Source organism: Nonlabens dokdonensis, assembly GCF_002162835.1.
In the GTDB taxonomy this organism is placed as follows: Bacteria; Bacteroidota; Bacteroidia; order Flavobacteriales; family Flavobacteriaceae; genus Nonlabens; species Nonlabens dokdonensis_B.
In genome coordinates this window covers 1-10,710 of record NZ_MAAX01000214.1, presented here as the reverse complement: position 1 = coordinate 10,710, position 10,710 = coordinate 1, and the positions used below count along the sequence as shown (strand labels likewise).

9 protein-coding genes and 1 pseudogene are annotated in these 10,710 nt (G+C 35.5%); 4 read left to right on the top strand and 6 right to left on the bottom strand.

Annotated features, from left to right (window positions below):
- The 3 genes and pseudogenes from A9Q93_RS14385 to A9Q93_RS14375 form a co-directional block, all read left to right on the top strand.
- A pseudogene (locus A9Q93_RS14385) lies at positions 1-1,062 on the top strand (AAA family ATPase); the annotation flags it as partial.
- Between the two features lie 146 nt (positions 1,063-1,208).
- Positions 1,209-1,451, top strand: coding sequence for a hypothetical protein (locus A9Q93_RS14380; RefSeq protein ID WP_303688087.1), 243 nt, complete (start codon positions 1,209-1,211; stop codon positions 1,449-1,451).
- 220 nt (positions 1,452-1,671) lie between these two features.
- Entirely contained in the window at positions 1,672-3,711 is a 2,040-nt protein-coding gene (locus A9Q93_RS14375; RefSeq protein ID WP_303688086.1) for a TonB-dependent receptor, read from the top strand.
- A 61-nt stretch (positions 3,712-3,772) separates the two neighbouring features.
- Here A9Q93_RS14375 and A9Q93_RS14370 read toward each other — a convergent pair whose 3' ends face one another.
- Together A9Q93_RS14370 and A9Q93_RS14365 are read right to left on the bottom strand one after the other, a co-directional pair.
- Complete coding sequence (locus A9Q93_RS14370; protein WP_303688085.1) at positions 3,773-4,378, bottom strand: thioredoxin family protein; 606 nt, start codon at positions 4,376-4,378, stop codon at positions 3,773-3,775.
- Between the two features lie 130 nt (positions 4,379-4,508).
- Positions 4,509-5,969: a hypothetical protein gene (locus A9Q93_RS14365; protein WP_303688084.1), complete on the bottom strand. Its 1,461-nt coding sequence runs from the start codon at positions 5,967-5,969 to the stop codon at positions 4,509-4,511.
- A 133-nt stretch (positions 5,970-6,102) separates the two neighbouring features.
- Here A9Q93_RS14365 and yiaA point away from each other — a divergent pair, with 133 nt between their 5' ends.
- Positions 6,103-6,561, top strand: coding sequence for an inner membrane protein YiaA (gene yiaA / locus A9Q93_RS14360; RefSeq protein WP_303688083.1), 459 nt, complete (start codon positions 6,103-6,105; stop codon positions 6,559-6,561).
- 400 nt (positions 6,562-6,961) lie between these two features.
- On the opposite strand, the gene A9Q93_RS14355 is transcribed toward yiaA, so the two are convergent.
- The 4 genes from A9Q93_RS14355 to A9Q93_RS14340 form a co-directional block, all read right to left on the bottom strand.
- Positions 6,962-7,456 carry a MepB family protein gene (locus tag A9Q93_RS14355; RefSeq protein ID WP_303688082.1) on the bottom strand — a complete coding sequence of 165 codons (495 nt, stop codon included), beginning with the start codon at positions 7,454-7,456 and terminating at the stop codon, positions 6,962-6,964.
- Between the two features lie 56 nt (positions 7,457-7,512).
- Positions 7,513-8,610: a DNA-processing protein DprA gene (dprA, locus tag A9Q93_RS14350; RefSeq protein ID WP_303688081.1), complete on the bottom strand. Its 1,098-nt coding sequence runs from the start codon at positions 8,608-8,610 to the stop codon at positions 7,513-7,515.
- A gap of 258 nt (positions 8,611-8,868) precedes the next feature.
- The gene (locus A9Q93_RS14345; RefSeq protein ID WP_303688080.1) at positions 8,869-10,092 is read right to left on the bottom strand and encodes a WcaI family glycosyltransferase; all 1,224 of its coding nucleotides are present in this window, start codon (positions 10,090-10,092) and stop codon (positions 8,869-8,871) included.
- 3 nt (positions 10,093-10,095) lie between these two features.
- Positions 10,096-10,710 (bottom strand): putative colanic acid biosynthesis acetyltransferase (locus tag A9Q93_RS14340; RefSeq protein WP_369674768.1); only part of this gene is annotated, 615 nt, incomplete at its 5' end.

Below are 10,710 nucleotides of genomic sequence, written 5' to 3'. Positions count from 1 at the left end.
GGTAAAACAACCTTGATGGAATATGTAGCAAACCGATTGGGCTTGATATTTATGAAAATAAATGGTCCAGCGATAGGTCATGAGATTACATCAGTAGATCCTTAAGCAGCAACTAATGCAGCAACGAGAGAAGAACTTAAAAAGCTAAATCTCGCTTTTGAAATGGGTGATAATGTAATGCTATATCTAGATGATATACAACACTGTAATCCTGAGTTTTTACAAAAATTCATCAGCCTGTCTGATGGAACACGTAAAATAGAAGGAGTTTATAATGGAAAGCCGAAGACCTATGATTTACGTAGTAAGAAATTCTGCGTGATTATGGCAGGTAACCCATATACCGAAAGTGGAGATAAATTCCAGATTCCAGACATGCTTGCCAACCGTGCAGATATCTATAATCTAGGTGATATTATAGGTGATACGGCTCATTTATTTGAGCTGAGTCTCATAGAAAATGCACTGACTAGTAATCCCGTATTGCAACAGTTAAGTAACAAGCATTTTGACGATGTTTATGCATTGATTGATCGTGTACAAAACGGAGCAAATGATAATGAGTTAAAAGGAAATCACAGCAATCAAGAAATAGCCGATTATGTTGCTGTACTTGAGAAGGTATTAAAAATACGTGATACCGTTCTTAAAGTGAACCAGACCTACATCGCAAGCGCTGGAATGGAAGACACTTACCGTACTGAGCCTAGTTTTAAACTACAAGGTTCTTACCGTGATATGAATAAACTGGTCGCTAAGGTAGTTCCTATAATGGACGATAAAGAGTTGCAAACGCTCTTATTATCACATTATGAAAGTGAATCACAAACCTTAACTAGTGCTGCTGAAGCCAACCTGTTGAAGTATAAAGAACTCGTCAACACCATCACTACAGAAGAGCAACAACGATGGGAAGACATCAAAGGGATTTTTGCTAAGAACAACAAACTCAACGGTCTAGGTGGACAAAATCAGATGTCTCAAGTCCTGAGTCAAATGATGGATTTCACCGAGAATCTAGAAGGCATTAAAGAAGTGTTGAGGAAAGGGCTTGCTAAGTGATGACAGACTAGTTGACGACTGACGATTTCATTTCAAAAATAAACTCTCGAAATAGCCAATCATGCTAAAAGAATAAAAACCTTAAGGAAAATAGAAGTATTAAACTGTACAACGAAATTGAAGCGCTCTTAATTTCAATAGATAAGATGAAAATTGAATTGTCTAAAGGAAAGGAAGTTCCTGAAGGCATTATGAATACAAAATTGTACTACTGTTTTCAAGAAAAAATAGATCATATCAAATCCTCATGTAAAGAAATAGGTAAATTCGGTAATGTTTCTATCCAAAAGATCGCTACGCTGTCAAATAAACTCCCGTATTATCCTATTCCTGATTTTAAATTAATCGACGACCTTAATTGGGAAAATTATATTAATGATTTAAAATAATACATTTTTAAACTGTTCGAAATTAAAAATCAGTGGATTTGACATGCCAACTATTGGTGTTGGCATCGTCTAAATCTAATCGAGATGTTAACCTTGAGAATAAAATCTGGCTTTACGATAGCAACCAAACATGCCAAGAAGAATACTTGGCATGTTGGTTTTAAAGATATTCTTGAGTTAAACTTACAATTAACTGTACTTTCGCAAAAAGAACATTCCTTTGAAGAAAATAGTATTCTGTTGTTTTGTTGTATTTACAACTCTTATTCCGATCGTTTATGGGCAAGAACCTAATAAAACACCAGCTCAAAAAATTGATACTGTTTTTATAAAATCGGCACATGTAACTAGTACGATTCAAAAATTACCTGCAGCAGTAACTGTTTATCAGGCAAAAGTGAGTGATGCCACGAGACAGCAACTTTCTTTACAAGAATACACGCAACAAATTCCAGGACTGTTTGCTCAGAATACTACTAATTTTGCTCAAGATTTACGTATTTCCATACGTGGTTTTGGCTCTAGAGCCGCATTCGGTATAAGAGGTATCAAATTAATTGTAGATGGAATTCCAGAAACGACGCCAGATGGACAAGGACAGTTAGATAATCTCAATCTAGGCATTATAGATCGTATAGAAGTTTTAAAAGGACCTAGTTCTAGTTTATATGGAAATGCCTCAGGTGGCGTGATTTCTATCCAGACCATAAATCAAATAGAACAACCATTTTCTAACTGGAAAGCTGCAATAGGATCTTATGGTTTTCAAAATTATCAGGCTACCGCTGGAATTAAATCTGGAACATCCAGTTTTATTTTTCATGGTAACTACGTGACATCAGATGGATATAGAGATCAAAGTGGTTTCCAGCAGTATAATTTTAATGTGAATGCCAGCTTTAAAATCAGCGACAAATTTAATCTCAAAGCACTAGTAAACTATAGTGACTCTCCACAAGCAGATGATCCAGGTGGATTGAATCTAGACGCGGTGGAAGAAAATAGAAGACAAGCTAGAGATAGAAATATACTTTTCAAAACAGGAGAGACGATACAGCAATTTAAATCTGGATTAAGTGCTGTATGGAACCTTAACTCAAATACCACTGGAGAAGGTTATTTATTTTATAATAATCGTCAGTTTGAAGGCAGGTTGCCCTTTGAATTTGGCGGTCTGGTTGACCTAGGCAGAGATTATGTAGGCCAAGGTGTCAATATCACGTACTCCAAAGGAAAAAACACCCTAAAAGCAGGTTATGATTTTGCATATCAAAATGATGACAGGCAACGTTTCAGAAACCTAGAAGGAGAAAAAGGGCAACAAACGCTCGATCAAAAAGAGCGGTTTACTAACCTAGGTGTATTTGTTACAAATCATTTAGAAGTTGATAAATGGTATTTTACTGGAGGAATACGTTTTGATTATAATAAACTCGCGGCAGTAGATGAGTTTCTAATAGATGGAGATGATTCTGGAGAGATTAATTTAAACTCTTTTAATCCAAGTGCTGGTGTTAGTTACGCTTTCGCGAAAGCGAACAACCTATACATCAATGTTGCTACCAGTTTTGAAACTCCAGCACTGTCTGAGTTATCTGCAAACCCTAATGGAGATCGCGGATTTAATGAAGATTTAGAGGCACAAAAAGCAACCAATTATGAATTAGGAATTAAAGGACAGTTAACAAAAGATCTAAGGTATCAAATGGCCTTTTTCTATATCAATACACAGGATGATTTAGTGCCTTTTGAGTTAGCTGCTTTTCCAGACCGTACGTTTTTTAGAAACGCAGGAAGAACAGAAAGAAAAGGTATTGAAATAGAAGGAGCTTACAACTTATCAAAAGAATGGACATTTACGGCTGCTTATACTTATTCTGATTTCAGTTATAATGACTTTACCACAGCTAGTGGAACTTTTAATGGTAACTATTTACCTGGAATAGCTCAACATTTCACTAATCTGGGCATACAATTCAAATCAGAAAAAGGATTTTATGTTAATGCGCAAGCGTCTCTAGTAGGTAAGCAGTTTGCAAATGATAGTAATGAAACTGAGGTGGATGGCTATGAGAATATTAACTTAAGAACTGGTTTTAATTTTGTCTATAAAAAGATAAGAATCCTTCCTTATTTAGGAATCAATAATATTCTGGATCAAGAGTATACTGATAATGTGAGAATCAATGCCTTTGGATCACGTTTCTTTGAACCAGCACCAGGAATTAACGGTTATGGTGGCTTCCAGATCAAGTTTTGATACTCGTACTAGAAATTTAAATAAGCGTTTACTTTTCTTATAATTCTTTATAGGACAAAACCTATGAGACTGCTTTCAGCATCTCGATTAGGTCATTTTCGGTATCTTTTCCTTTGTCTTTGTTGTACCAAGTTTGTAATTCTTGTTTAAATTCTGGACCTAGAACTCCTTTTGCAGCTTTTTCTGCTGCTACTAGAGCAGTGGCTTTTGTAGGTCGTGGTCCCCATGTGGTGACTGGAAGTCCAGTTTGATTATCAACTAAAATTAGCTTTGCTATAGAGCGACCACCATTTGTTAAGAACTGATCCATCAACTTTGGGTTTTCGTCTCTTAAAACCACTTTAAAATCGATTCCAGCAGCTTGTGCCACTTTGTTCATCATAGGCATGGTTTGGGCAGCGTCTCCACACCAGCTTTCGGTGATAATTAAAAAGTAAACATCTTTATCAAAAGAATTTAGAAACTCTTGATTTTCTGGTAACAACTTCATGGTTTTATCCAGTCGCTTCATGCGCTGATTATTCAATTTTGTGTATTCTGCTAGTGCAGCTGTAACCTCATCACCACTGTTAGTACCGTTTGCGGTATGTGCTTCTACAAAAGCTCTGTATTGATCGTATGAGATAGCTACTTCAGTCGCCTTTTTAATGATTTGCTGTAATTCCATAGTGCAAAAATACAGTAGTTTGAAAGGTTCAAAAGATGATAAATATCATTAGATATATGATATTATTCCCTTTTTAAAAGCTAACACATTTATTTCTTAATTTAAAAATATCGCTTTTGTGGTTATAAAGTCAATCCTGAATCACTAACTCTAGAGTTGTTTGATACATAGTTTTATTCTCCATTTTAGCTTTTAAATAAGCATAAAAACTCATGACAAATATATCCTCCTGATTCGCGGTTTTCCATTCAAATGACTGTTCTACTTTAGTTAAGAATTCGTCGTTTGTTATCTCGTAAGGTTTATCAAAATAGAATTGCAGTAACTTCATAAAGCTAATCACTCGGTGTTCATTTATTTGTTCCAGTCGTTTTTTAAATCGTTTCATAAAACTCTTCATTCTAGATTCTACTAGATCTGGTTGTTGTAATTCTATGTAAATTAAAATTTCAAGAATGTTTTTTTGAATCACCCATAAGAAGCCTTCTTTCTTCTCATAAAAAACATCACTATGATATAGTTCTTTCATCGTTTTACGCGCGAGATTCAATTTTTCTTGCTGAAAAAGAACCATAACATGAGCTAAGCGTGTGGAAAGTGATGGTTTTTTAATTTCGTTTAGTTCTTTCAATACCTTTTGAGCTTCTCCTGTATAATTGAGGTTCAATGCTTTTAATAACTGGTAACGTTCATGAAATTGACTTTTGAACTTCCCTTTTTGCTTTTGCATTTCTAAGTACAATTGGTCGAGCAGTTCTTGTGATCGAGTAAAATCTCTGTTCCTAAAACAAGTTCCTGCCATCAAGTAGATGATCTCTAGATGATAGTACAAATGCTTATCGGCTAGGTGCTGTTTATTTTCTACGATGTTATATACGTGATTCATAAAAATAGATACACTTGCATAATCTGATTTTAAAGTTGCTGCCTCTGTAGCAATGTTCATTAATTGATACAATGATTTAAATGATAAATTTTGATCAATCAAAATGTCAAAACGACCCATTTGTTTTTTAATCTCTTCAAAAATATTAGGCGGATGCGCTTTTAAGGCTTTTTGAACCGTTGCATAAGCCATAACCATTCTTGATTCTTTTAAATAAAGCTGCTCGTTATATTGATAAGCGACTATAATCTCTTCTATATCGTTTTTTGCATCTAAATGCACATATTGTATATGAGTTTGATAGATCTCTTGTAAAACGGCATATAAATCCAGTGATTGAGCTTTTGATTTTGCTTTATGAAGTGTTTTAAATCCTAATGAAAGTTGCCCTTGTTCTAAAAATATGCGCGCGGCAAGTAGTAATTTAAAAAGCTGCATTTCTTCTTGAGACTCTGTTGAAAAACCTTGTATGGCTGTGAATTCTATCAAGCTTTCTTTTAATCGATTGGAGAGTGCGTGCAAGGCATTTTTATTTGGTTTTCCATAGATTTTTATATCGAGATCTACTCTTGCACCTTTTTGTAACAGCTGGAATAATTGTATGTTTTTTACATCAGTTCGTTGGTTTCTCGCTTTCGCGAAAGCGAGAAAAGCAGCCACCTCATCGTCATTTAATAAATTTATTAAAGCAATTAAATCGTTCATATAGTTTTAATAACACACTCTTTATCAATATATAATATTCTTTACACTCTTTTTCAATCGTAAGAATTTATCAAAAATAGGTTTTTCTAAATTATTGTGCCGTCACATATTTGCAGCATCAAAACAAACAACAATGGAAAATCAAGTGAATTACAACACCGAGAAAAAGGAAGTTAAAAAACCAGAAGTATTTACTGGAAAACCTACCGCAGCATTCATATCTGCATCCTGGACCGCATTGCTGGTAGGAATGGTTTCCTACTGCATAGGATTGTGGAATGCCGACATGGCGCTCAACGAAAAAGGCTATTATTTTGTCATCTTGCTATTTGGGCTATTCTCTGTCATATCGGTCCAAAAAGCAGTAAGAGACAAGCAAGAAGGCGTCGCGGTAACCGATATTTATTACGGAATCAGCTGGTTTGTCACATTAGCATCGATCGTTTTATTAATCATAGGCTTATGGAATGCTGACTTACTTTTAAGCGAAAAAGGATTCTATGGAATGTCGTTTCTATTAAGTCTATTTGCTGCCATCGCCGTGCAAAAAAACACAAGAGATGTGAAGTTTATCGATGAGAACTGGAAATAATTAAGAAATGAAAACAGCCAAAACCTTATTGATAGCTAGTATTTGCAACGCACTATTCTTTGTATGGATTTATATAACGCATGTGTATAAAATCACTTGGACTATGTCAGGAGTCTTTCATGAACTATTGATGATTCCTATGCTATTGCTGGCGCCTGTCTTATTTATTATAGCCTTTATACTGTTGTTTAAAAAACAGCATTGGAAATGGCATCTCGTATCAGTTGTTATAAGTGGAATTTCAACGGCTTGTATTATTTGGCAATTTCATAATAGTTTTTCATAACAAAGCAGGCTCGTAAGAACCGAGCCTGTTTTGATGGTAGGAACGATCTTTTCTTTTACGAGAAGGTCGTTTTTTATTTGAAATATATTAAAAAACTGAATTTTACAGATATGATTAGTTACCACAGTAGAGTTGCTTTACTTTCTCGTAATCAACATCTTTATTTACCTTAAAAAAATAATCCAATTGCCATTTTTGAGTTCGCATTGCTGTTGTATTTGTAGGTTGATCCCAAGATGGATAAACTCTTATTGCTCTTTTACCTTCTTTTTTACTGGTAGAAACAATTCCATTTTTAACCAATATAGATTTGGGAAATACAAACTGACCCATATTAATTTCAGTTCTGACATTTACCACAAAAAAATCAAAAGCATCTGATTCTTCAAAAGGCTCGATAGGTCCGTTTCCATTTCTTTTCCAAAAAGTTACAAATTGGCCTATTTTTTTAGGAGTGATTTTAGAACTTCTAAAAATGATTTTTAACTCGTTAAGTTGGAAAGTGCAGGCATCGTATTCTTTACTTTCTAGCTCTTTTTGATAACCTGTTAGATAGAGATTACAGCGTTCGTAGACTTCTTCTTTAATTATTTTTAGGTGGTCGTTCACTAGATTTGAAATTTTGTATTCTCGGTTTACTAGATGTAAAATAAACTCTATGAGATTTATGCCAGCTGAAATCTCTTTCCAGGAAGCGGTTTAATTACGCCCTTTAACTCCATGCTCATGAGAAGTGATGCAACTTTATGGACCGGTTGTTTGATATTTAATGCGATAATATCTAGTAATTCTTCTTTGTGCTCTTTCAGGTATCTGTAAATTAATTTTTCGTCTTCTGTGAGTTCTACGAAGAGTTGCTTTTGTACTGCAACGTCTCGCACTTGCCAACCTAGGATATAAGGGATATCGGCTGTTTTTGTTAGCATGTGGGCTTTAGATTGTTTGATAAGCTCGTTGCAACCTATTGCATATTTATCATTCACACGTCCTGGAACCGCAAAAACCTCTCTGTTATACCCAACGGCAAGATCTGCTGTGACCAGTGAGCCGCCTTTTGAGGCACTTTCTATAACTACGGTTGCCTCACTCATTCCTGCGATGATACGGTTGCGTCCTAAAAAGTTCTTACGATCAAAATTATCGGTATGCCAGAAGTCGGTTATAAAACCACCGTTTTTCATCATATCTTCATTGTGAGCAGCGTGATTTCTAGGATAGGTTTGATTCAATCCATGAGCCATAACAGCAATGGTTTGTAAACCGTTCTCAATGGCTATTTTATGAGCTAGAATATCTACTCCATAAGCATAACCGCTTATAATAATAGGATTTAAAGGTGCTATTTCATTGATGAACTTCTCAAGAAAAGCAGCTCCTACAGTTGTAATTTGTCTCGTGCCAACTATGCTGAGCGTATATGGATTATCAAGGTTAATATTTCCTTTTTCAAAATAAATGATAGGTCCATCGATACAGTATTTTAATCGCTCAGGATAATCTTCATTATAGTAAACACGGTATTTGATCCTGTTTTCTTCAATGAATTCAAGCTCCTTTTGAGCTTTAGAAAACAAACCGTCTTTATTTCTTATGAATTGCGCTTTCTTCTCTCCTATTCCTTCTATGGCAGCTATGTCTTTGTATTGCTGTTCAAAAACTCCTGCCGCACTTCCGAAGGTACGGATCAATTTTTTTGCCATGATATCGCCTATAAGCGGTGCTTTTTTAAGCGCTAATAAGGAAAGTAGTTCTCGTTGGTCCATTTTTAAAAATAAAAGGAAATCTAAATGTAAACATAAGATTATAAATAAGCGTTGACTATCCCAAAGAACAAACACTCATTTACTTAGAGAAAAAACAAAATTTGAAAAGCTAAAACAATAATAACATGTAAATGCTCTGAGCTCCTATGTTTGTTCTACTATTGAAGTCATACTTAGTTTCAGGCTTTTTCCAACCTTTCCGAACAAATCTCATTTCACTCAATTTGCCCACCTTTCCTTTACTAAGTAAAGGAGTTTTCAAGAGTTACTGCCTACTAATTGTGAAAGCTCGGCAATCCATTTATTTAGAATCTCTTTACGGGAAAAATGTTTTACCACATAGTTACGTGCATCGATTCCTATCTTTTTTCTTAGGTCTTTGTCTGCTCGCCAGGCTTCCAGTTGTTGGATAGCTAATTGAACATCTGGTTCAGAAAAATAACGGCCAGCATTTGCATTATTCATGACGGTTTTGACCTCACTAGCTTCATTTCCTAAAACCAACGAAGGCTTCTCACTTGCCATCATGCCTAACAATTTAGACGGCATTACGGTATCGAGTACTTCTGTTTTTTGGAATAGAAAATGAGCATCGGCACTACAAAGTAAGTCTGAGAGTTCTTCAAACGGTACTGGATCGTAAAAATGAATGTTTTCTTGCTGGATACTTTCTTTTAATTGCTGGTACTTTGCTCCTGCTCCTACGATGATGATCTCGTAAGACTGTTGTGGTAACGCTTTCGCGAAAGCGGAAAAATAATCCCAATCTTGCTTATCACCTACATTGCCGCTATACAAAAGCTTGAATTTATTGCTCTTAAGATAGTCGTGTTGTTTTGAAACCGTAGGATTCACTTGATTCTCATCAATCCAATTGGGTAAATAATAGGTAGGTTGATTAGTTTTAGATTGCAGCTTTACAATCATGTTATGGCTTATCGTACTAATCCTATTTGCTTTGCCTAAAATGCGCTTTTCCAGACTAAAAAGAAATTTGAAGATGAACTTCTTTCCACCACTGGAAAGTCCAGATTGCAATGCGGCGTCAAATTCAAAGTCCTGAATGTGAATCCAGGTTTTGGCTTTATGATTTCTTGCATGATAATTACCTAACCATGCACTTGATGTAAAAGGAATGATGGAAATAACAAGATCGGTATGCTTGATCTTTCTTAGATTGAAAAAGCTACCTTTTGTAAAGCTAAGAATGTGGATAATCCGTTTTAAAAAAGTAGGTTGCTCTGGAACATACTGTTTGTAACGGTACAGTTTTACGTTTTTATGATTTTCCTGAAGGTAGTTGGGCTTATCCTGATATTCCTGCGCGATTTTCCATTGAGGATAATAAGGAAAGGCTGTAACGACACTTACCGTTGCGCCCGCACTAATTAATGCTTCTACCATTTGTGTAGAATATAGGCCTATCGCAGTGTCTTCTGGGGCATAATTGAGGCCTATGAATGTGATGTGTTTTCCTTTCAAGATTTAACGATCTTTAATTACTTGAGCTGGACTACCTAAACAAATTTTTCCTTCTGGTAGATCTTTAAAAACGCTGCTTCTTGCACCAACTAAAGTTCCTCGACCTATTGTAATTCCTGGCGCTACATAAACGTCGGTAGCGATCCAACACTGGTCTTCAATCGTAATTTTATGACCGTAAATGTCAAAATTTACCGCTTGTGGATCATGCGTTCCTGTGCAGATATATGATTTTTGAGAAATCACTACATGTTCACCTATTTCTATTTCTCCTAAACTGTAAAGAACCACATCATCGCCTATCCAGCTATAATCGCCTATACTTACTTTCCATGGGAACTGTGTTCTTACCGTTGGTCTAACAATAACATTTTTACCGATTCTCGCACCAAAAGATCTTAGTAAAAACCTGCGCCAGCCGTACATAAATTGAGGTGACCATGCAAAAAGTGTGCTTTGTACCAACCACCATAATTGCACTATAATCGCGCCACGTCCACGGAAGTTGGGTGGCAATTCAAACTGGTCAAGCTGTTGATAGGTTTTCAAAATGAGTAGACTTGTTAAGTAGCAAAGGTAAATACTTTTACAGCGACGGTTATTAATTAAGATTGATTG